This window comes from Psychrobacter sp. AOP3-A1-26 (genome assembly GCF_052378235.1).
Lineage (GTDB): Bacteria > Pseudomonadota > Gammaproteobacteria > Pseudomonadales > Moraxellaceae > Psychrobacter.
In genome coordinates this window covers 17,891-39,169 of record NZ_JBQSXN010000022.1, presented here as the reverse complement: position 1 = coordinate 39,169, position 21,279 = coordinate 17,891, and the positions used below count along the sequence as shown (strand labels likewise).

Annotated in this window: 20 protein-coding genes; 8 read left to right on the top strand and 12 right to left on the bottom strand. The window is 42.9% G+C overall.

The window, feature by feature from the left end; genetic code table 11:
* Positions 1-89: 89 nt before the first annotated feature.
* From ACT3TU_RS05880 to pheA, 6 genes are all read right to left on the bottom strand, one after another.
* A complete protein-coding gene (locus ACT3TU_RS05880; RefSeq protein WP_444784145.1) occupies positions 90-623 on the bottom strand; it encodes a 2-amino-4-hydroxy-6-hydroxymethyldihydropteridine diphosphokinase in 534 nt (177 codons plus the stop codon).
* Positions 613-1,032 (bottom strand): dihydroneopterin aldolase, encoded by a 420-nt coding sequence (folB, locus tag ACT3TU_RS05875; RefSeq protein ID WP_444784144.1) that lies wholly within the window; start codon positions 1,030-1,032, stop codon positions 613-615. The genes ACT3TU_RS05880 and folB overlap by 11 nt, the downstream gene beginning before the upstream one ends.
* Before the next feature lie 237 nt (positions 1,033-1,269).
* On the bottom strand, positions 1,270-2,232 hold the full coding sequence (gene rarD / locus ACT3TU_RS05870; protein WP_444784143.1) for an EamA family transporter RarD: 963 nt from the start codon (positions 2,230-2,232) through the stop codon (positions 1,270-1,272).
* Positions 2,233-2,509: 277 nt separating this feature from the next.
* Positions 2,510-4,873, bottom strand: a complete 2,364-nt coding sequence (locus ACT3TU_RS05865) for a bifunctional prephenate dehydrogenase/3-phosphoshikimate 1-carboxyvinyltransferase (RefSeq protein WP_444784142.1) — start codon at positions 4,871-4,873, stop codon at positions 2,510-2,512.
* A gap of 84 nt (positions 4,874-4,957) precedes the next feature.
* Positions 4,958-6,100 (bottom strand): histidinol-phosphate transaminase, encoded by a 1,143-nt coding sequence (gene hisC / locus ACT3TU_RS05860; RefSeq protein ID WP_444784141.1) that lies wholly within the window; start codon positions 6,098-6,100, stop codon positions 4,958-4,960.
* Positions 6,101-6,130: 30 nt separating this feature from the next.
* Positions 6,131-7,312, bottom strand: a complete 1,182-nt coding sequence (pheA, locus tag ACT3TU_RS05855; RefSeq protein ID WP_192523499.1) for a prephenate dehydratase — start codon at positions 7,310-7,312, stop codon at positions 6,131-6,133.
* A 399-nt stretch (positions 7,313-7,711) separates the two neighbouring features.
* Between pheA and ACT3TU_RS05850 the strand changes: the two genes are divergently transcribed.
* On the top strand, positions 7,712-8,653 hold the full coding sequence (locus ACT3TU_RS05850; protein ID WP_192523500.1) for a transaldolase: 942 nt from the start codon (positions 7,712-7,714) through the stop codon (positions 8,651-8,653).
* Positions 8,654-9,093: 440 nt separating this feature from the next.
* A complete protein-coding gene (locus ACT3TU_RS05845) occupies positions 9,094-9,615 on the top strand; it encodes a hypothetical protein (RefSeq protein WP_444784140.1) in 522 nt (173 codons plus the stop codon).
* A gap of 114 nt (positions 9,616-9,729) precedes the next feature.
* Here the strand turns inward: ACT3TU_RS05845 and ACT3TU_RS05840 are convergent, their stop codons facing one another.
* Positions 9,730-10,296: an adenine phosphoribosyltransferase gene (locus tag ACT3TU_RS05840; RefSeq protein WP_192523502.1), complete on the bottom strand. Its 567-nt coding sequence runs from the start codon at positions 10,294-10,296 to the stop codon at positions 9,730-9,732.
* Between the two features lie 328 nt (positions 10,297-10,624).
* Between ACT3TU_RS05840 and ACT3TU_RS05835 the strand changes: the two genes are divergently transcribed.
* The 4 genes from ACT3TU_RS05835 (at position 10,625) to ACT3TU_RS05820 (ending at position 12,767) form a co-directional block, all read left to right on the top strand.
* Complete coding sequence (locus ACT3TU_RS05835; protein ID WP_068406924.1) at positions 10,625-10,789, top strand: rubredoxin; 165 nt, start codon at positions 10,625-10,627, stop codon at positions 10,787-10,789.
* Positions 10,790-10,821: 32 nt separating this feature from the next.
* Positions 10,822-11,859, top strand: coding sequence for an alpha/beta fold hydrolase (locus ACT3TU_RS05830; protein ID WP_192523503.1), 1,038 nt, complete (start codon positions 10,822-10,824; stop codon positions 11,857-11,859).
* A 190-nt stretch (positions 11,860-12,049) separates the two neighbouring features.
* Positions 12,050-12,412 (top strand): hypothetical protein, encoded by a 363-nt coding sequence (locus ACT3TU_RS05825; protein ID WP_192523504.1) that lies wholly within the window; start codon positions 12,050-12,052, stop codon positions 12,410-12,412.
* 181 nt (positions 12,413-12,593) lie between these two features.
* Positions 12,594-12,767: a hypothetical protein gene (locus ACT3TU_RS05820; protein WP_444752577.1), complete on the top strand. Its 174-nt coding sequence runs from the start codon at positions 12,594-12,596 to the stop codon at positions 12,765-12,767.
* 97 nt (positions 12,768-12,864) lie between these two features.
* Here ACT3TU_RS05820 and ACT3TU_RS05815 read toward each other — a convergent pair whose 3' ends face one another.
* On the bottom strand, positions 12,865-13,905 hold the full coding sequence (locus tag ACT3TU_RS05815; protein WP_225735165.1) for a WG repeat-containing protein: 1,041 nt from the start codon (positions 13,903-13,905) through the stop codon (positions 12,865-12,867).
* A gap of 347 nt (positions 13,906-14,252) precedes the next feature.
* On the opposite strand from ACT3TU_RS05815, the gene ACT3TU_RS05810 reads away from it, so the two are divergent.
* Positions 14,253-15,185: a DMT family transporter gene (locus ACT3TU_RS05810; RefSeq protein ID WP_444784139.1), complete on the top strand. Its 933-nt coding sequence runs from the start codon at positions 14,253-14,255 to the stop codon at positions 15,183-15,185.
* A gap of 115 nt (positions 15,186-15,300) precedes the next feature.
* Here the strand turns inward: ACT3TU_RS05810 and ACT3TU_RS05805 are convergent, their stop codons facing one another.
* Positions 15,301-16,734 (bottom strand): solute carrier family 23 protein, encoded by a 1,434-nt coding sequence (locus ACT3TU_RS05805; protein ID WP_192524782.1) that lies wholly within the window; start codon positions 16,732-16,734, stop codon positions 15,301-15,303.
* A 543-nt stretch (positions 16,735-17,277) separates the two neighbouring features.
* On the opposite strand from ACT3TU_RS05805, the gene ACT3TU_RS05800 reads away from it, so the two are divergent.
* Positions 17,278-18,711 carry an L-serine ammonia-lyase gene (locus ACT3TU_RS05800; RefSeq protein WP_225735164.1) on the top strand — a complete coding sequence of 478 codons (1,434 nt, stop codon included), beginning with the start codon at positions 17,278-17,280 and terminating at the stop codon, positions 18,709-18,711.
* Positions 18,712-18,955: 244 nt separating this feature from the next.
* On the opposite strand, the gene ACT3TU_RS05795 is transcribed toward ACT3TU_RS05800, so the two are convergent.
* From ACT3TU_RS05795 to tnpA, 3 genes are all read right to left on the bottom strand, one after another.
* Positions 18,956-19,354 carry a DUF4377 domain-containing protein gene (locus ACT3TU_RS05795; RefSeq protein WP_192524781.1) on the bottom strand — a complete coding sequence of 133 codons (399 nt, stop codon included), beginning with the start codon at positions 19,352-19,354 and terminating at the stop codon, positions 18,956-18,958.
* A 309-nt stretch (positions 19,355-19,663) separates the two neighbouring features.
* Positions 19,664-20,818, bottom strand: coding sequence for an IS200/IS605 family element RNA-guided endonuclease TnpB (gene tnpB / locus ACT3TU_RS05790; protein WP_192523927.1), 1,155 nt, complete (start codon positions 20,816-20,818; stop codon positions 19,664-19,666).
* Positions 20,818-21,213: an IS200/IS605 family transposase gene (gene tnpA, locus ACT3TU_RS05785; protein WP_192523926.1), complete on the bottom strand. Its 396-nt coding sequence runs from the start codon at positions 21,211-21,213 to the stop codon at positions 20,818-20,820. Before tnpA ends, tnpB begins: the two co-directional genes overlap by 1 nt.
* Positions 21,214-21,279: the final 66 nt, after the last annotated feature.

Here is a 21,279-nt window from a genome sequence, read left to right as displayed (position 1 = left end):
AAATTCTAATATTTTTTTGTGCATAAACCACACCTTGCAAATTCTGATAGGCAATGATGCATAGACCAAACATCTTACTCAAATCTACTCTAACAATCTATTTTTTTTGTTACTATTAACTCTTTTAACCCTGCTCTTTCATGGGCTTTAAATGGATAACGATCTGCCATAACTATCCATTCAGATTCATCTTTATTGCTTAGGCTATTTATATTATTCGCTAATCTAATAAGCAATATATCAATGTCCATAGTGACTTGCTTGACTGGCGTTTGTAATTCCGTTAGACGCTGCCTATGGCAATCCCTTTCAAACTTTTTAAACCTCTGCTGTAACTGTTGTAATGTTAGTGGCGCGGTTAATATCAAATAGACACATTGGTTGGTATAAGCAGGTTTTGGCAGCTCAGGAGTCGCCGTAAAATCAGGGTTTTGAAAAGCTATCGATAATTCTATCTCTCCTATAGTCGCCAAACTTTCTCGGACGCGTAATAAATGCTTTTCTGCTTGGTAATTACTACCCAAAGCCAATAGCACAGCTGCCACTGGTTGCGTTTGTAATTGCTCAGGCGCACACTTTTTTAGCGTTTCAAGATTCAAATCAACTCGCTCTTTATGCATCATCAAATTGGCTATTATTATCACCAACTGCTTCGCTGTCTGAAGCTTTGGCATAACGCGTTATTTGTACCCCAACGGCATCCGCTTGTTTAATAGCAGTGGGTTTAGCGACACTCAACGTCACTTGATGGCACGCATATTTCGCTAGTAGTTTGTCCGCAATCTCTCCTGCTAAATGTTCAAGCAATTGCGCTTTAATAGTCTGGCACCACTCTGTCACATCATCGCAGACCGCTTTATAATTAAGCGCGTCGCCGACGTCATCTGAGATTGCCGCTTTGCGAATATCTGTTTCCAGTGCAATATCAATCAGTAAGGGCTGGGTAATAGCGCGCTCCCACTCATAAACACCGATTACCGCCTCTACTTTTAGGCCTTTGACAAATACTACATCAGACTGGGTATGAAACATGCTTTCATCCTTGTTAACTAAATTTTTACTAGTTTTTATTTACCAGTTATAGTCGATACTGAGTAAAATGGATACACAAAACTATGCTGCGTGACTGGTACAAATTTTTCTTGCTGGCTGTGCCTACGCCGACAGAGGCTACAAAATATTTATCCCAGCCCCGCTGTATCTCTTTTATATCGACCTGACTGTATTAAGTACCATTTCTCACTCTGGTGGTTAATTCTACTTTAGCTTCTATTTAACGCTTTCTAAAGCCTCTTCGCGTAGACGTTCGGCTTTTAACGCTTTACTAGGACGGTGTCGCCACAGATCAATGCTAAATAACAACAACCCTAACCAAATTAAACCAAATACGGCTAAGCGATGTAAGTCAAATGGCTCTTTATAATAAAATACAGCCAAAAAGAAAATAAAAGTTGGCGTTAAATAATTCATAAAACTAAGGATGCTATAAGCCACTAACTTGGTCGATTTATTAAACATCAATAGCGGTATCAAGGTAATGGGACCCGCCAGCATTAATAGCCAAATAGAAGGCGTAAACCAAAAGCTGATATGACTACTCGCCACATCAGACTGCCAGAACCACCATAGAAAAATAGGCAACAGCATCGCGGTTTCAACAAACATCGCGTCGACAGCGGTAAGAGGCGTTTGCCGTTGAATGGTACCATAAGTGCTAAAGCTAAAGGCCAAGATCAAGGATATCCACGGCAAACTACCCAGCATGACCACTTGAATAACGACCGACAATAGCGCAAAGCCAATCGCTACCCATTGTAAGGATCGCAGGCGTTCTTTGAACAAAATCATCGATAGCGCCACCCCAACGAGTGGGCCGATAAAATACCCCAAACTGGCTTCTAAAATCTGATCATGATTGACCGCCCAAACATAGGTAAGCCAATTGACAGCAATAATAGCGCCTGAGATAAAAGTATAGGCTATCCATCTTGGATTTTTCTTAAGCGTATCGATCCACTGCCAACGCTTAGTAACGATCAATACCACCAGCAGGCAAGCAAATGTCCAAACAATGCGGTGACCAATGATTTCGGTAGCATTATACTCAGACAATTGCTTAAAATATAAAGGAAAAGCACCCCAAATAGAAAAGGCAATCAGGGCGGTGACAATGCCGCGTCTGGTTGTTTTAATAGGAGTAATTGATTTTTTGATGACGTTTTGAGTAGTCATAAGACAATACAACTTTTTAGAGCAAAGCGCGCCCTCACCCAACTATCATCATTGATGATAACTCGGTGGTAAGAGCACAGGGTCACTACAGATAGGATAAAAGGTAAAAAGCAATGTGTAGATACTAAAATCGTATCTACACATTGCTGACGATAATAACTATTTTAAAAAAACAATCTTACATTATAACTTATAACCAATTTGGCCGAATTCAGCAGTCAATGTTACTCATATAGTAATTAATAAAATGACGAATGAAGCCGACATTTTATTAATATTAAACAGCACCATTATCGACTTCAATAGCCATACCAATTTGGTTGGCAAGCTCGGCAAATCCTGGGAAGCTGGTATTAACGGTTTCGATACCTTCGATTGTGATCTGCTCAGACGCCCGCAAACTCGCCACGGCAAAGCTCATGGCAATGCGATGATCGTGATGCGAGGTGATATGTCCACCACCGAAAACTGGGGTACTATTATCGACCTGACCGCCAATTACTTTGCTCATTTGTCCATGGCTGCCTTGACCTTCAATAATCAAGCCATCATCCGTCACGGTGCAATCAACACCCAGCGCTTGTAAGCCTTCTGCCATGACGGCGATACGATCTGACTCTTTAACACGCAGCTCTTTCGCACCAGTTAACACCGTACGACCTTGGGCACAACTTGCCGCAATAAATAGTACTGGAAACTCATCAATGGCAAGCGGAACAAGCATTTCTGGAATCTTGATTCCGACCAGATTGGATGAGCGAATAGTAATGTCAGCAACAGGTTCTTCACCGACATAGGTTTTATTACTTAAGGTGATATCTGCTTGCATTAATTTTAAAATATCAATAATACCCGTACGAGTAGGATTGATGCCGACCTGTTTTAAAGTCAACTCACTACCATGACTGATAGCAGCGGCAACCATAAAGAATGCTGCTGAAGAGATGTCTGCAGGTACAGCTATATCACCGCCTGTTAATGTACCACCACCGTCAACACTGATACGATTACCGTCAACCGTTACTGGATACCCAAAGGCTGAAAGCATACGTTCGGTATGGTCGCGGCTCACTTCCGGTTGCGTGACTGTCGTGGTGCCTTCTGCCCATAATCCAGCGAGCAATAAGCAGGACTTTATTTGTGCTGAGGCGACTGGCATATCGTACTCAACACCTTGTAGTGGTTTACCCACGTTATCACGACCAGTGATGCTCAGCGGTGCTGTACCACTATGTCCTGTACTTTGAATCACTGCACCCATCTCGCGCAGCGGCGCAGCGACTCGCTCCATCGGACGTTTATTCAAACTGGTATCGCCAGTCATGACACTATCAAAAGATTGCGCTGCTAAAATACCCGCTAGTAGACGCATGCTGGTGCCTGAATTGCCCATATATAGTGGCGTCTTGCTTGGTTTTAAACCATTCATACCCACGCCATGAATGGTTAGCCTACCCTTATCAGGACCTTCAATAGTCACACCCATATCGCGAAATGCTTGCAAAGTTGCCAGTGCATCTTCCCCTTCCAAAAACCCAGTGACCTTGGTGACACCAGTTGCAAGGCTTCCAAGCATGATACTGCGATGTGAGATAGATTTATCACCAGGAATAGTAATGGTGCCAGAAACGGTGTTACTTGGAGAGATTAGGTAAGAAGCTGACATGGCAGAGGTATCCGTATAAGGGGTGCTGGCTAACATATGGCCGAAATGTCGCCGTGCGGCTTGCGCGCGGCCTAAAAGTCCCATCAGGGCAGTTGAATCTTTATCAATGATAAGCTGGCGCATGGTCTGTAGATAAACACCGTACTCATCAAGGGCGCTCACAATCGCGTCTTGGTTGGCAAAAAATATATCATGCCACATTTTAGGGTCGCTGGCAGCGATACGGGTAAAATCGCGAAACCCGCCAGCAGCATAGCGAAACATATCTAAATTGTCATCGTGGCTTGCTAGTTGCTCTACTAGATTAAATGCCAATAGGTGCGGTAAATGACTGGTATGCGCCAATATCGAATCATGATGGTCAGCTGCCATCGGCATGACTGTCGCACCTGCCGCTTCCCATAATTGGCGTAACTTTGTAATGGCCGTCTGTTTGGTCGTTGGTAGCTCACAAATGATGACGCTATGGTTGACAAATAAATTGGCTCGCCTGGCATGATACCCTGAATTTTCAGCACCGGCAATCGGATGTGCTGGCACCAAGCCCACAGGTAATGAGCTAAAGACGGCTTTGGCGGCATCAATAATATTAACCTTGGTACTACAGACATCAGTAATGATGCAGTCAGTAGCAAGCTGACCACTGTCCATCGCTGTTTTGATATCTGCGAATACTGTTTGCACCGCTTGTACTGGCACCGCAATGACAATCAAGTCGCTACCAGATACCACCTCACTTAATATTGAACTGCCCGCATCTAATAAGCCCTGCTGAATAGCCTCTTCGATGCTTGGAGCATGCCTGTCGACTGCCACCAAACGCCGACTTAAGCCATTGTCTTTAATCGCTTGGGCTAAACTGGCACCAATCAATCCCAAACCTATCACACAAACTTGATCGAATAATGGCGGTAAAGTAGATGGGTTGGGTGCAGCTGCGGTTTGATGATTTGCCGCTTGATTTATTTTTTGCATATTATTTTAGTTATCATGTCACTTAATAGGTGTTAGCTGAACAGCTTTGAGTTTGATAGCATTAAGCTCAGCCATCAGTCAATCTTAATCATCAGTCAATATAGAACGTAGAGTATCGATTAGACGGGTATTGTCTTCTGCGACCCCAACCGTAACCCTTAACCAATTAGGTAAACCATAAGCATCGAGCGGACGCACTATCACGCCTTGCTCCAATAACGCCTGGTGAATCACAGCAGCCGTTACGTCCTCCATCTCAACTTCTATTTCTACCATAACAAAGTTGGCATGTGATTTAACAAAACCCAAGCCCAACGCATCAAACTGCTTCTCTAGCCAGCGCCTTTGCCCTTGGTTGGTTGAGCTAACTTTTTCAATAAAATCTTGGTCAGTCAGTGCGGCAGCGGCAGCAGCCAGAGCCACGCGGCTGACATTAAACGGCTGACGGATCCGATTAAGTAAATCAGCAACTGCAACTGAACTCAGCGCATAACCAACACGCAGACCCGCCAGTCCATAAGCTTTAGAAAAAGTACGTACAATGACCACGTTGCCAAATTCATCTAACAGCGCCCGATTGTTACTTTCAGGACTGTATTCGATATAAGCCTCATCTAATACTATCAATACCGAACTTGGCACACTAGCCACAAACTCACGTAGCTCTTTATGTTCAAGCTGTGTACCGGTCGGATTATTAGGATTGGCGATAAACACCATCTTAGTATTAGGATTGTCTTGAACCGCTTGGCTCATGGCTTTTAAATCATGACCAAAACGATTGGCAGGTACTTCAATACCCATTGCGCCTTGCATTTTAGCCAGCATCGGATAAATAATAAATGCATATTGACTATAAACGATCGCATCATCAGCACCGGCAAAACTACGCGCCAAGATATCAAGCAAATCGTTAGAGCCATTACCTAGCGTAATCTGTTCAACATCAACCTCATTAAAATCAGCCAATGCTTGTTTCAGATAATAGCCATTGCCATCAGGATAACGCGACAACTGACCTAACTGCTCGGTAATCGCTAGCGTTACTTGCGGTGAGCAGCCTATCGGATTCTCATTGCTGGCAAGCTTTACCACATCTGAGACGCCATATTCACGCGTTAACTCTTCAATCGGCTTCCCAGTTTGATAAGGTGCCAACTCTAAAATACTGTCATAAGCAGGTGCTAGCGGTGATAAATTTGACTCTGTCGATGGCGTAGACTGCATGATTTATCCTTAGGTTTAATTTTTCTATATCTATAATACCGCTTTTGGATAAGAGCCCAATATACGTAAATCTTTGACCAATGGGCGGATATCAGCGATAGCAGCACTAACATTAGGGTCTTGAATGTGCCCATCCATATCGATAAAGAACACGTAAGCCCATTTATTAGGGCGTTCTGGACGCGTCTCGATACTGGTCATAGAGACGCCATGATACGATAACGGTTTTAAAATCTCGATCAGGGCACCCGCTTTATCATGCGCTGAAACCATAATAGAGGTTTTGTCTTGACCTGATGGCGCAATTGCTTCGTGACCGATAATCAGGAATCGTGTGGTGTTGCTAGGGTTGTCTTCGATATTTGAGTAAAGCTTGTGCAAATCATATTCCACAGCAGCTACATCGCCTGCAATTGCTGCTGAATGCCACTCATTTCTTAAGCGTCGCGCCGCTTCTCCGTTGCTCGATACCGCAACACGCTCAACATTAGGATAATTGACATCGAGCCAATGACGGCATTGTGCCAAGGATTGCTGATGCGAATAAATACGGCTTAAGCCATCAAGTTTGGTATGCTCAGCGACCAAGAAGTTTTGATGAATCGGTAACTCAACCTCACCAATGATTTTTAAGGTAGAAGATAAAAAACCATCTAGCGTATGGTTGACCACGCCCTCTGAGGAGTTTTCGACTGGCACCACACCATACATCGCCGTGCCTGCTTCGACTTCACGGAATACATCAGTAATGGTGTTTAGCGGCACGGTATCAGCCGCTTTGCCAAAGTGCTTTAAAGCGGCGGCATGGGTAAAGGTGCCGACAGGGCCCAAAAAGGCAATACGTTGCGGCGCTTCTAAATCAAGGCATACCGACATAATCTCACGGAATAAGCGTGCCATTTTTTCATCAGCGATTGGCCCACCATTGCGCTCCATCACCGCTTTTAAAACTTGAGCCTCACGCTCAGGACGATAAAAGATAGGGTTGCTATCGTCAGTGGTCGGGTTATTGGCAATATGGTTTTTCTTTACCGTTGCCACTTGCTGAGCCAGCTTGGCACGGTTATTAATCAGCGTTTGAATTTCGCAGTCTACTGTGTCAATACTTTGGCGAATATTGTCCAAAAACTCTTTTTCAGTCGCGGTATCGCTAGTGCTTGCGCTGGTTTGATTTAGATTATCCACGTTCTGCTCTGGTGACTGCTCACTCATTACCGCCCATCCTTTTTTAGATTTTATAACTACTATTTATCACTATTAGATATAACATGCTTAAATACTTTTGCTATTTAGCACAAGCCAAATAACCAACCTGCTCTACTATAACAAAAACTAGGGACAGTGCCCATTTGTAAATGCGCATAAACCTATAAATGGCTATAAATCTTAGCACAGTTGAATGATATAAAGGCCAAGCACCGTGAAACTATCAGCTAACTTAAGCTCAAAATAGGCTCAAATCTATGTTACAGTTTGAGCGTACCCATAACTTTATTGATAGTTACTTATTAATAATTACTTATTGATGACTATAAATATTGCTACAGCACATATTGCTACAGCCATTAATAAGCAGACAACACCGTTAATTGACCATACCAAGGATATCTGATGAGCGCATTACAACAGCTTCGCACCATGACCACCATTGTCGCTGATACGGGTGATCTTGCCGCCATTGCGCGCCTAAAACCTATCGATGCGACGACCAACCCCAGCCTAATAACCAAGGCTCTCATGCATCCTGACAACCAAAGTATGCTATCAGAAACCATGAGTCAGCATAACGGTGATATAGATGCGGTGATTGACGCACTGACGGTTCAAGTGGGCTGCGATATTTTAGACTTAATCAAAGGCCGTGTCTCAACCGAAGTCGATGCTCGTCTGTCTTATGACACCCAAGCGACGATTGATAAAGCTTTAGCGTTTATGGATGCTTATCAAAAAGCGGGTATCGAGTCAGAGCGTGTATTGATTAAGATGGCAGCGACGTGGCAAGGTATCGAAGCCGCACGCTATCTAGAAACTCAAAACATTCACTGTAACTTAACCTTGTTATTTGGTCAGCATCAAGCGATTGCTTGTGCTGATGCAGGCGTGACCTTGATATCGCCCTTTGTGGGACGTATTTTAGACTGGCAAAAACGCCAGCAAAACCGTCAACATGTCCCCGCTACTGATGATATGGGGGTGCAATCGGTCAAGCTCATTTATCAGTATTACAAACAACACGGTTATAAAACTCAAGTCATGGGCGCAAGTTTCCGCTCGACTGAGCAAATATTGGCTTTGGCAGGTTGTGACTTACTGACCATCGCGCCCAACCTCATCGACGAGCTGGCAGAGATGGATGTAGAAGTGATGCAGCAGCTGTCACCAAGTATGTCAATGGATTTGGCCGATATGACCAAAGTGAGCCTGACTGAAGAAGAGTTCAGTACCGCCTATCAGCAAGACACGGTTACTCAAGATTTATTACCTAAGGGTATTGACGGCTTTATCGCTGCACGTAATGAGCTTGCTCAAATGTTAGCGTCTATGCGTAGCTAAGCGCGATTAAGCCAATGTTCCGATATTCCAGTGCGCTAAGCCTAAATATAAACGATAATAAACATTGCCAGTAAACTGCGAGAATAACTAGGGGCTGTATAGAATTCAGCTAAGGAACTGACAGAGACTATTTTTTAGGCAATTCGACGCCAAAAATAGTAAGTTTAGTTATTCTAAGCGCGATAGTTTTGGCTATGAAGTGGCAAAAAATAGTCCTGTTCCTTCGGACTGATGCTAAAATCGCCCCAGACGTTGTTGTAAATCTAGCTAAGGTCTCGACATTACCTTCGATTTACGCCTAGTCTGGAATTATTTTAGCGATCAGCAGTCCTAATAGATGAATTCTATACAGCCCCTAGTAGGTAATAAAAGAAATTTGCCTGCTAATATCAAGTTGGCTATTATAAGCGACCTCAAATAACAACAAGCAAGGCTGAACTATGAAACGGCTAGCAGTGATATTAGCAAGTAGTACGCTGGCGATGGGTGCTCAAGCAGCCAACTGGTCAACAGTAGCAGAAAGTCAGACTGGCTCCATTTTTAGCGTAGACTTGGATTCTATCGAACGCTCAGACATCAGTATCATCGATGAAAAGCGTGTCGACAACATTACCGTCTCCATTCGTAGAGCTTATCCTGCACAAAAAAGTGTCACTAAACCCACTACGAAAGCTGTGACGAAAGACAGTAAAGAGAAAGACCCGAAGGAAAAGGACAGCAAAAATAAAGTTGCTAAAGAAACGCGCATTCATCATAGCGATCAACAATGGCTTATCTCTTGTAAGGACGCCAGCTACTATAGACGAGCCTACGTTGATTATGCCGCTAACGATAAGGTACTAAAATCTTGGCAATCGGATAAACCAATCCTGACCACCAAAGATTTTAAAGTCACTACGCCAAAAACCATTAGCCGGATACTAGTCGAGCAATCTTGTAAAAGCTACGAGCAAGCCAAGTAAGACACGCCTAATAAAATCAAAAAAAGCGCGCCGAATGAGTTCAGCGCGCTTTTTTATGTCAGTGCTTTACTTATCCTTAGCAAATAATGTTCGTCAGTCAGTTAGGCTTTTAATTTAGGCCTTTAATACGGTATAAACCGGCACTGGAAACTCACCATGTAAGTCGACCAAATCTAGTAGCACTAACGCCCCTACCACGGTATGTTCTGCAGATTTGCACAGCTCGTAAGCCGTGGTTAGCGTACCGCCAGTGGCCAGGATATCATCGACCAATAGCACACGCTCAGGTGGCAGATTATTTTGCATCTCAAGCGTGTCTTTACCATACTCAAGCGCATAGGCTTTATTGGCGACAGGCGGTGGCAGTTTACCGGGTTTACGTAGCAAAATCATACCTTTGCCCAATCGACCTGCCAGCAAGCTAGCAAAGACAAATCCGCGCGCTTCAACGGCGCCTAAACAGTCTACTTCGTCGAGTAAACCCGTCGGCAATGCGGCGAGCAGCGCATCAATCACCTCATTAATATGACTGCGCAGTAACGGGGTAATGTCATAAAAATCAATGCCGACTTTCGGAAAGTCTGGTACTGTGCGAATGATTTGCCAAAATGGATGATCGGTATTGAGCGTATTGGATGACTCGGTGGTATTGGCTGATGTAACGGCGGTGTTAGCGCTCATAATAACCCTTAGCTTGTATGACTTAGATGATGATATAACAGTGGCAAACAATGACTGAATCGGTGAAATTTTCGGTGATAATTATATCATAATCAGCCTTAATATAGCGGCAAATAGCACGGAAAAAGCCCCGCTTAAATAAACAAAGTGATAGCTAATGACTTGATAAAAGCTATTCAATCTCAATATACAAGTGTAAACTTAACTATAAAAACAACGGTTATATGCTAAACTACGTGCGCTTTTAAGGTCTATATATTGACCAGAATAGTTAATATTAGCTTTAAAAAAATATGTGTCATACTGGTAATAATCGATAGGACTATTTATGAAACGTTATGAATGTATCGTCTGTGGCTGGATATACGATGAAGAACTCGGCTGTCCTGAAGAAGGTATCGCACCTGGTACTAAATGGGAAGATATCCCTGATGATTGGACATGCCCAGAATGCGGCGTTGGCAAGCTTGATTTTGAAATGCTCGAATTTTAAGCGAATGCCCGACTCTCTAACTAGGATACTTCATGACAGAACCAAACGACATCACTCATGCTAACTTGACTGAAAACTCAGATAAAATTTCAGTCAGTTACCCTACTCCAGAATGGCAAAAATTTGGCGAATACCAATGGCGTGATTCAGACTTGAGCGAGCATCTTTATCAATCGATGATAGACATCGGTGATGGCATTGAGCTGTGCGTTGAAGCCGGTGGCAACCCCAATAATCCGCCACTGCTGATGATAATGGGGCTTGGCTCACAAATGGTATTTTGGCCAAACAATTTTATGAAGCGCCTTATTGATGCGGGTTTTTTTGTGATTCGTTTTGACAATCGTGATATTGGCTTGTCCTCCAAAGTGCAAATTGACGGCCTACCCCGTATTAGCCAACTCAAAATGATGATGCGGCTGCAAACAGGACTGTCTAATAAAGGCACTCAGGTTGCTTATAACTTAACCGATATGGCAGAAGATACCGCGCGCTTAATCAAAGCGTTGCGGCTTAGCAAGACCCACCTAATAGGTGCCTCTATGGGCGGGATGATTGCCCAAATTGTGGCAGCACGTTATCCAAGCTTGGTACAACGCATGGCGCTGATGTTTACCACCACCAACCGTGCCTTTTTAAAGCCGCCCAAACCGAAGCAGCTATATACACTTATCAATCGTCCTGAGAGCCATTCTGAGCGCGATATTGTGCGCCATAGCGTTTGGTTTATGAAGACGGTCGGCACGCCAGGACATGTGAATGTACGTATGGTGCGTGAAATTGCCAAGATACGTTATCAGCGTAACTTCCATCCGCTCGGTACGGTACAACAGCTCAACGCCATCTTGGCCTCAGGCTCGATTAGCAAATACAGTAAGCAAGTCAAAGCACCAACTATCGTACTGCATGGTAGTGCAGACGGCCTGTTACCTGCCTCGCAAGGACGTGTCGTTGCCAAAACCATTCCCAATGCTAAGTTTCACTTAATCGAGGGCATGGCACATGACATTCCTGAATATTATCAGCCTTATATGGTCGACTTGATTAGTAATCATTTATTGGATAAGTAGCTTTTTATTAGAAAAGCAGCTTTAATATTTTAGCTTGCAAAAATGACTATTTAAAAAAGAGCCTATAGCGATTGATGATTGCTTAAGCTATTTTCATGGGGAGATCCTAACATGAGTACTCATGCCGATTTATCTTATGTAAAATTCAGCGCATACATTACGACCACTATCATAATAGAGAAATAACACTGTGAATAAGTACTTAGCCATACTATCAGCACTTCTATTAGTTGGTTGCACTCCCAATGTCAAAGTAACACCCAATAATCTTCCTGATGCCTACTTAAATCAGCCTTATACAGTCGATGTAGTAGTTACAGGGGGTACTGTTATTAACCGTAGTTTCTCTTCGAAAACTTCAAATACTGATTTTAAAATCATTCCTGGAGTTAGGGACAGTGGTCAAGACAATTATAACAACCTGAAAATTAATGGTATAGCAACTACACTCGAACCTATAAGTATTTATATGTATGGTGAAACATATGGAACTAACTTTCCAGGAGCTGGTTTTGAACAAGAGTACACCATTGAGGTAAAAGTTGCTAAATAAGCACTCAGCCACCCTATAAATACTGCTATTAGTTGGATGTGCTCCTAGTGTTCATGTAACACCTAATAAATTACCTGACGCTTACCTTAATCAATCCTATCAAGCCAATATAGAGATTACAGGGGGTACTGTCGTCGATCTCAACTTCCATTCTGAAGTGTCTGACGCTAGTTTCAAAATTATGCCAAGTCTTGCAGAGGGAGGTTATAAAGATTATAACCTGTTGACCGTGACTGGCACACCTACAGCATTAAAGCCTGTTCATATTTATATCGCTGGGGATACATACGGAACTAACTTTCCAGGATCTGGTTTTGAACAAGAGTACACCATTGAGGTAAAATCTAATAAGTAGTTGAGTTAATCAAATATCTCTGAATAACTACCTACCTATGCTAATTAGTGAACTAAAGATATATAAGCTTTTTTCAGAATAAACATGGTATTAAGTTTTAATCACAACCGACACCAGCGCCGTCTTTATCAATGCACATCTTATTACCATTTTTTAAATTACCTATCCATGCTTTGCCACCTGTAAATATAAACGCTGGTTTACCTTGGTAGCTATCGCCAGTACTGACGCCACTATTGTCAAAGCGAAAAGGAATCACCAGCTCACCACCAAGATTGACAAAGCCCCAGTCGCTATCAATACGCACGCCTGCCAATCCTTCCGAAAATGGCCGTACTTCATCAAATGAATAGGTAATCATGGTGACGTCATTGTCATCGATGAACCCCCATTTACCGTCTTGTTGATGCGGCTGTAAGGTCGTAAATTGATTGGCAGGTGCTTGTTTTGGTTTTGACGCCGATGAATTAGCAGAAGCTGGGTCCCTATCTGTTTGCGTACTGCCCCTGTTATTAGGATCGCTGGTCGTTTTACCATTTTTATCCAGCCAACTAATCGCGCGGTTTTTGTGGACGCGGGCGAGTCCATTTTGATAGTTATCAATATCGCTAAACGACGCTGAAAACGGCACAATGGTTTTATTGGCAGTATTGATTACCCCATAGTTGCCGTTCTTTTTTACCACGATACGCCCTTCTGACACTGCCCTTGCCCAGCCTGATGATTCGACCAATACGTCATACACGGTAGGCACAACTTCGCGGCCCTTCATATTGACATAACCGACTTTATTGCTACGCTGGACGGGGATTAAGCCACCCGCTATTTTGTCCGCAGCAACCTTTTGATAACGTGATAAATCAACCACCTTATTGCCTTCTTTATTCAACAACGCCACGGGTGCACCAAAATCTTTTGTCGCTAAAAAGTAACCACTACTAGCCGTACAAGAAACATTTTTATAATAGCTTTTAGGCAGTTTGCAGCTGGCAGCTTGTGCCGTTGGCAAAAAAAATACCGCACTTAACAGAATACCAATACCCCCACAAAGGCGCGACACAGGCAGCTGTTTGACGCTCATCTCATACGACGCTCGTGGTTGAATATTTTTTCTGTTTAGAGTAAATAGTAATGACATAAGTGATGATGACCTAAATCGAGATGGTATAAAGGATTTCGACACACTAACTTCAAAAAGATAAAAACTAAACGACTATCTGTATAGTTCATATTTTATGCAAAGTTACCGTATTATAAGCTGCTAAACAAACCAATAGCGAGCAAAGCGCCAACTTTAATACGCTAAACATACGTCACAGAGTAATAACAGTAAAACTCATATCAAACCCTGATACCAAAAAAGTGCATGTCTGATGTCAATTAGCATCAAAAGGTTTACAATCACCTCTTTAAAACTCACTATATTTATAACCGGTCTGTCCATCGACCAAAAAAACCTTTAGATATGTTTTATAGAGATATTTTATGGCTGACGACTCTTCACGCTCTGCATCCATTGGCTTACTTATTGGTTGTATTATTTTTGGTTTAGGCAGTTTGATTGTGGCTCATGTCGATATTGGCGGTTGGGCGATGTCATTTTGGCGGCTTGCAATATCGGGTGTCGTGTTTACTATATTGGCTAAAATTATGGGCCAGCGCTTACCCTACTCCAAACGTGCTATCGTTTATGGGTTATTATCTGGTGCATTTTTAGGCTTGGATTTGGCACTGTGGCACGAGAGTATTTATGCGGTCGGCCCTGGTATTTCAACCTTACTTAACAGCTTGCAGATTTTCTTTTTAGCCGCGATTGGCTTTTTATATTTTAATGAACGTCAATCTATTTTGCAGTTGCTCAGCTTGTGCTTGGCGATGCTGGGCGTGGCGATGATTGGCAGTCCTGAATTTGCACAGAATACAGCTGCTACTTGGGGATTTGTCACCGGTATCATATCGGGAGGCATGTTAGCGGCCTCAATGACCTTTATCCGCAAGACCCACGATACCGAACCGACACCCATATTTGTATTGATGCAGCTGGTCAGTCTGGGCGGGGTAATAGCGATGATTGTGCCGATGTTTATCTTCGATATGGGTAACATTTTACCCAATACCTGGTCGGAGATTGGTTGGATATTGATTTATGGCACGGTGATGCAGTGCTTGGCGTGGGGACTCATCGCCTACTCTATCCCTAAACTTTCGCTTACATTGACGGGGTTACTACTCTTAACAGAGCCCATTGCCGCCTTAGTTATCGATTATACTTGGCTGGACAAATCCATCAACACTCTACAATGGAGCGGCGCGCTGCTCACTATGTTTGCTATCTATTTGGGCTCACTAAAACCTAAGCCACGCGCGCTACGACGTTATCGGTTTTTTGCACGGTTTTATAGCCGTAAGTATAAATAACAACACGGTGAACAACGCCAGAATAACTAAAAGCCACAATGGTTATTATGGCTTTTAGTTAACGATATATTAAGTTCTTTTAAGCTTATGACGACTAAAAACTTAGGGACACGCCCTAGTCTTTTTGGCGATTAAACAAGGCGTTAAGAACAATTGCGGTCAAAGTCGCCGTACCAATACCGCCCAAATCAAAGCCACCTAGATGCAGACTAAAGTTACCTGTACCCATAATAACGGTCACAGCAGCAATGATAAGATTGCTGTTTTTGCTAAAATCGATATGACTGTCTATCCATATTTTGGCACCAGCAATCGCAATCAAACCAAATACCACGATAGAGGCACCGCCCAATAATGCTGGCGGAATCGTCTGAATGATCGCGCCAAATTTTGGTGATAGCCCAAGCAAGATAGCAACCACCCCTGCAATAAAAAAGATAGTGGTGCTATAAACCTTAGTCACTGCCATCACACCGATGTTTTCAGCATAAGTGGTGACGCCAGTACCGCCAAAACCTGCTGAAAAAGTTGTCGCCAAGCCATCAGCAAAAAATGCTCGACCCATATAAGGTGTCACGCGAGCTTTGGTCATGCCTTCTACCGCTTTAAAATGCCCTAGGTTTTCGGCAATCAGAATAAAGGCCACTGGCGCAATTAGTATAATCGCACTCATCTCAAATTTTGGCGTATGAATGCTGGGTAGCCCAAACCATGAAGCTGATTGGAGACCACTAAAGTCAATCGGCACCCCAAAGCCCATCACATTGGTCAATACATAATAGACAATATACGATAGTATTAAACCCACTAACAACAACAAGCGTCGTAACATACCGCGCGTAAAGACCGCCACCCCACTGATTAACAATACCGTCAATGCAGCCATCCACGCATCAAACTGATTAGCAGACACCCCTTGAATGGTTACTGGCGCTAAATTAAGACCAATAATCATCACAATGGCACCCGTGACAATAGGCGGCATCAAGCGCTCAATCCATCCTGTGCCCGTCTTTATCACCAACAAGCCCACCAAGGCATAAATGATACCGCACACCATAATGCCACCTAAAGCGACATTAAGATTGGCATTGAAGCCAACGCCAGCATAAGCAGTAACGGCAATAACAGGGCCGATAAACGCAAAGCTTGAGCCCAAATAGCTGGGCATCCGCCCGCCAGTGATCATAAAAAACATCACCGTACAAATACCGGACATCAAAATGGCTAAATTGGGATCAAACCCCATCAATAAGGGCGCAAGTACCGTCGAGCCAAACATAGCAAAGGTGTGTTGTACACCCAGCAGCATGCTTTTCGATGGTGGTAAATATTCATTGATACCGACTGGCGTGCGGTCTAAATCGCCTTTGAACGGTTTCCAAGTCGGAAACCAACGGCCATTTTCAAAATCTGGATTATGCGGTAAGCTCATTGTCGCTGAATCAGTTGCTGAATCAATACCCGCTGCCTCTAATGCATTTGGCATTAGCGGTTCTGCTTGATTGCTTTTCTCTGATGGGGAGGGGTTTTCTGGAGGGATTACCATGCGCTTGTCCTATGTGGCCTAAACTTGTCATAACCGCTTAATATTAATTGAGTAATGATAGCTGATTAATGGTGGTTAGGATAAATAAAGAAATAATAAATAGCAGTATGTGCAACAAAAGCTACTATATTTATGGGCGTATTCAAAAGACTCTGCTATATCCAACCACTTGTTTGTAGAAAGGCTGACAAAGTACATTATTTTATAAAATAGCCATATTTTGCTAGATGTATCGAGTGAGATATGTTCTACTAAAGTCACCGCTTCGGTTGCTCGCACCTATTGTATTCTATAGCGACAGCCAACTTACAGGATGTTACATAAGCGTTGATGCCGAGCATCATAACGGAATTTAATAATAAACAACAGCTATTATTCACCCGTCACTCGAACTACTGCGTTTAAACATTTTCATAGACGATGCTCTAAATCCACCAATTAACGGTACCTGTTATTTTTTGTTGCCTATCATATTATTATGTAGGCGCTATAGTCTTGGCTATGCGGTTATCCTAACCCTACTTCACTTTTTGGTAATTCATTATGATTAGTGTATTTGATTTATTTAAAATTGGCATCGGCCCATCAAGCTCACATACCGTCGGCCCGATGGTCGCGGCGAATTTATTTTTGACCTCATTGCGTAAGCAAACCGAGCTTACCAGTATAAAATCCCTAGAGATTGAGCTATATGGCTCGTTAGCCGCTACAGGTAAAGGTCACGCAACGGATACGGCCATATTATTAGGCTTGCTTGGGCATGCCCCTAGCAGCATCGATACGCGTTTGACCAATCAATATCTATCAGCGATTTTTTCAAACAAACAACTTAATATCGCAGGCGAGCATATTATTGCCTTTGATACCGAGCGTGATATTCAATGGTATGGTGAGACAGTCCTGCCCTATCACCCTAACGCTATGACCATACGCGTGTCATTGGCTGACGACAGCCACTATCAGCAAACCTATTACTCCGTAGGTGGCGGCTTTGTGATTAACGAAGAAGATGCTACCAATCCAGATGAAGATCACGCCACGCCAACTATTGACTCTCTTCCTTACCCTTTTAATACGGCCGCAGAGCTTCTAGAGCAATGCCGTCAGCACCGTTTAAGCGTGAGTGAACTGGTGTTAGCCAATGAATGTCATTACCGCGACCAACCTGAAGTATTCGCCTACTTGGACTCTATTTGGGAGTCGATGCAAGATTGCGTAACGCGAGGCTGTCAAAACAGTGGCATTTTGCCGGGTGGCTTAGATGTGAAGCGTCGTGCCCAAGCATTACATCTGCAGCTTTGTGCTGAGAAAAATCAGGATATTGCAAAAAACGATAAGCTTGTGGCAATGGACTGGATTGATTTATATGCCTTAGCGGTCAATGAAGAAAACGCCAATGGGGGTAATGTCGTGACTGCCCCTACTAACGGTGCAGCAGGTATTATTCCTGCGGTTATGCACTATTATCGCGACTTTTTACCGAACTACAGTGTTGAGGGCGCGCGCAAATTTTTGTTAAATGCCACCGCTATCGGTAGTCTCATCAAACAAAACGCGTCGATATCTGGTGCTGAAGTTGGCTGTCAAGGGGAAGTAGGCTCTGCATGCGCAATGGCCGCATCTGCCTTAGCAGAAATCATAGGTGGCGATCCCGCTCAGTGCCTTAATGCGGCCGAGATTGGCATTGAGCATAACTTAGGTCTGACTTGCGACCCTGTTGGCGGCTTGGTGCAAGTACCTTGCATCGAACGCAATGCCATGGGCGCTGTAAAAGCGGTCAATGCAGCACGACTTGCCTGCCGCGGCAATGGACAACACTTCGTATCTTTAGACAAAGTCATTGAAACCATGCGAGTCACGGGTGCGGATATGCTAGATAAGTATAAAGAAACCTCACGAGGCGGTTTAGCGGTTTATGCTGACAACCGCATACCTACTGCCACTCATGGGGTCAGTGTAAAATACAGCCAATGCTAATCTTATACCAAACCCAAAAAGTACGATGAGCTGTATCAAACTCGTTTAATCTATAGTACGTAGCACTTGCACTCGTTTTCCTTGCTACTCTAATTTTTGTGAATGCTATTATAATATAGTCAGTTCACTTAACAATATAACGAGGCTAATTGATAAATTTATCAGCCTCGTATATAGATAAGACATAAAAAGACCTCTAATTAATTAGAGGTCTTTTTTTATAATCAAGATAAGTGGTTAGCAGTTACTCAGCCGTTTTTGAGATAACTTCGTTTAGCATCCAAACTGGCTGGACAACGTTAGAGCCTTCAGCCGTCACTGCTTCTTGACGTACGTCTAGCATGTAGCGATAGTTTGGCTCATAAGTAAAGCCTTGGATGTTACCGTTAAGCGACGTGAAGTTTCTTTGACCAGCCTGACGATACTGTAGGCACTGTGACTCAATCTTGTTACCGTCAGATGCCGTTAGATCACAAACTGCTTTGCGCGGTGCTACTTCTACCTTAAAGCTTGGAATATTGACTACCTTAACGTTCATAGGTTGGCCTTCGACAACCATTGTACGCTCGTTATCCATACCCATCGTAGAACAACCTGAAAGGGCAAAAGTCGTCATCAATGCTGCAAGTGCTAATTTTTTCATTATTCAATCCTCAGTTAATTGCTATTAATTATTATTGCCTACTTAAGCTCATTATTTTGAACATCTTATAATGATTGATATATGCTCAAAACACATCAGGCGATATCAGTAAGGTCATCTATCGTTTACTAGAACCAAGTATAGGTCGCAAATTACCTTACTCTCTACAACTGGTTTGTAAAGTAACGTCAGCTTTTGCAACTGATGTTAATAATACGTAATGAACTACCCACTACTTTAGAAGTAGGGGTTTCTTAGGTAATGCTCATACTTGATACGATATTCTGTATCAGAGGTTAAGCAAATTTACTAAGCTAACCCTGTCGCACCGACAGTTTTTGAGTGTTTAGCTAGTATCAATCCTTGGTTTAAGATATTGATACTGGCGTTAAGGTCGCGGTCATTTTCTTGCAAACAACTTGGACAATTCCAAGATCGCACCGACAGCGGTAATTCAGCTTTCGTTAGCAAGTGACCACAGTTTGAGCAGGTCTTAGAGGATGGATACCACCGGTCTATTTTGACAAGCGTTTTACCGTACCACTCTGCTTTATAGGCCAGCATGGTGGTGAATGACGACCATGAGCTGTCCGATATGGCTTTGGCAAGCTTCCTGTTCTTAACCATACCCTTTACATTCAAGTCCTCTATGGCAATCACATCGTGGTTTTTGATGATGTTGAATGAGAGCTTATGTAGAAAGTCTTTGCGGGTATTGGTTATTTTCTCATAGACCTTGGCAACTTTTATTTTTTGCTTCTGATAATTACGGCTCTCTGACAGCTTGCGCTGATCCGCTTTGGCAACCGCTCTGCGCTTGGCTAAAATCTTTTGTTCTCGCGCCAGTTTGTCTTGCAGCTTTGCTAGAAACTTAGGATTGGCAACTCTACATCCGTCCGATAAGACGATAAAGTCTGTCAATCCTAAATCAATACCGATGTTTGATTGGGTTTTTGGTAGCTCATTAACAATAGTTTCGACTAACAGGCTGGCAAAATACTTACCTGATGGGGTACGGCTGATGGTGGCGCTCTTAATCAAGCCGTTTATTTTATCGGGGAATTTGGCATTGATATGACCGATTTTCGGCAGTTTAACGGTGCTGTCTGTGATCGCTACCGTTCCTTTCTGATTGTTGGTGGTATAGCTGTCTTTAATGCCTTTTTTCTTGAACTTAGGGAAGCCAGTACCACCTTTAAAGAATTTACTGTAGGCAGCTCTTAGGTTTTGTTGAACATTGGCTAGTGCCAAGCTATCGACTTCTTTGAGCCATTCAAATTCTTTTTTGTACTGAGCTGGTGTGTTGTTTAAGGTGGTTTTAGTGGCTTGGTAATAATCAATCTTGTCGGCAAGCATCCTATTCCAAATAAAGCGCGTGCAACCAAACGACTTAGCAAAGAATATCTGCTGATCCTCGTTTGGGTACAACCTGACTTTATAGGCTTTAAGGATTTGCTTAGTCATTATTTACCTTGATCAACGATATATTTTTTAATAACTTCAAGAGGCGCACCGCCAGTCGTGATTAGGCAGAATGATTGCGACCAAAACTTATCTTCCCAAAGCTTGGTTTTAATCTTAGGAAATTCTTTTTTCAATAATCGACTGCTTGCTGATTTATAGGTGTTAATGAATTTACTAATTTCGGTTTTGGGGTGTGCTTTGAATAAAATATGAACATGATCTTTGTCGTGATTCCATTCAACAACATCAATCTTATAATCGGGTGCAATGCGCTCAAAGATAGCTTTTGCTCTGTCCGATACTTCGTCATCAAAAACCTGTCTACGGTATTTAGTTACTAAAATTAGATGGTAATTTAGCAGAAAGACTGAATGATAATTAGTGTCTAAAAGCATTTGATTATAAGGCCTTTATATAAATAGACTGAATTAGATATTTATCATATAATAATAATCACGCAA

What these genes read in the sequence shown, in the direction of transcription:
- ACT3TU_RS05820 (WP_444752577.1), top strand. Translation starts at nt 12,594, where the DNA reads ATGCCAAGTCTTGCAGAGGGAGGTTATAAAGATTATAACCTGTTGACC.
- tnpB (WP_192523927.1), bottom strand. Translation starts at nt 20,818, where the DNA reads ATGACTAAGCAAATCCTTAAAGCCTATAAAGTCAGGTTGTACCCAAAC.
- tnpA (WP_192523926.1), bottom strand. Translation starts at nt 21,213, where the DNA reads ATGCTTTTAGACACTAATTATCATTCAGTCTTTCTGCTAAATTACCAT.
- ACT3TU_RS05845 (WP_444784140.1), top strand. Translation starts at nt 9,094, where the DNA reads ATGAAACGGCTAGCAGTGATATTAGCAAGTAGTACGCTGGCGATGGGT.
- ACT3TU_RS05815 (WP_225735165.1), bottom strand. Translation starts at nt 13,905, where the DNA reads ATGTCATTACTATTTACTCTAAACAGAAAAAATATTCAACCACGAGCG.
- ACT3TU_RS05800 (WP_225735164.1), top strand. Translation starts at nt 17,278, where the DNA reads ATGATTAGTGTATTTGATTTATTTAAAATTGGCATCGGCCCATCAAGC.
- ACT3TU_RS05795 (WP_192524781.1), bottom strand. Translation starts at nt 19,354, where the DNA reads ATGAAAAAATTAGCACTTGCAGCATTGATGACGACTTTTGCCCTTTCA.
- folB (WP_444784144.1), bottom strand. Translation starts at nt 1,032, where the DNA reads ATGTTTCATACCCAGTCTGATGTAGTATTTGTCAAAGGCCTAAAAGTA.
- ACT3TU_RS05810 (WP_444784139.1), top strand. Translation starts at nt 14,253, where the DNA reads ATGGCTGACGACTCTTCACGCTCTGCATCCATTGGCTTACTTATTGGT.
- ACT3TU_RS05880 (WP_444784145.1), bottom strand. Translation starts at nt 623, where the DNA reads ATGATGCATAAAGAGCGAGTTGATTTGAATCTTGAAACGCTAAAAAAG.
- pheA (WP_192523499.1), bottom strand. Translation starts at nt 7,312, where the DNA reads ATGAGTGAGCAGTCACCAGAGCAGAACGTGGATAATCTAAATCAAACC.
- ACT3TU_RS05850 (WP_192523500.1), top strand. Translation starts at nt 7,712, where the DNA reads ATGAGCGCATTACAACAGCTTCGCACCATGACCACCATTGTCGCTGAT.
- ACT3TU_RS05830 (WP_192523503.1), top strand. Translation starts at nt 10,822, where the DNA reads ATGACAGAACCAAACGACATCACTCATGCTAACTTGACTGAAAACTCA.
- hisC (WP_444784141.1), bottom strand. Translation starts at nt 6,100, where the DNA reads ATGCAGTCTACGCCATCGACAGAGTCAAATTTATCACCGCTAGCACCT.
- ACT3TU_RS05865 (WP_444784142.1), bottom strand. Translation starts at nt 4,873, where the DNA reads ATGCAAAAAATAAATCAAGCGGCAAATCATCAAACCGCAGCTGCACCC.
- ACT3TU_RS05835 (WP_068406924.1), top strand. Translation starts at nt 10,625, where the DNA reads ATGAAACGTTATGAATGTATCGTCTGTGGCTGGATATACGATGAAGAA.
- rarD (WP_444784143.1), bottom strand. Translation starts at nt 2,232, where the DNA reads ATGACTACTCAAAACGTCATCAAAAAATCAATTACTCCTATTAAAACA.
- ACT3TU_RS05805 (WP_192524782.1), bottom strand. Translation starts at nt 16,734, where the DNA reads ATGGTAATCCCTCCAGAAAACCCCTCCCCATCAGAGAAAAGCAATCAA.
- ACT3TU_RS05840 (WP_192523502.1), bottom strand. Translation starts at nt 10,296, where the DNA reads ATGAGCGCTAACACCGCCGTTACATCAGCCAATACCACCGAGTCATCC.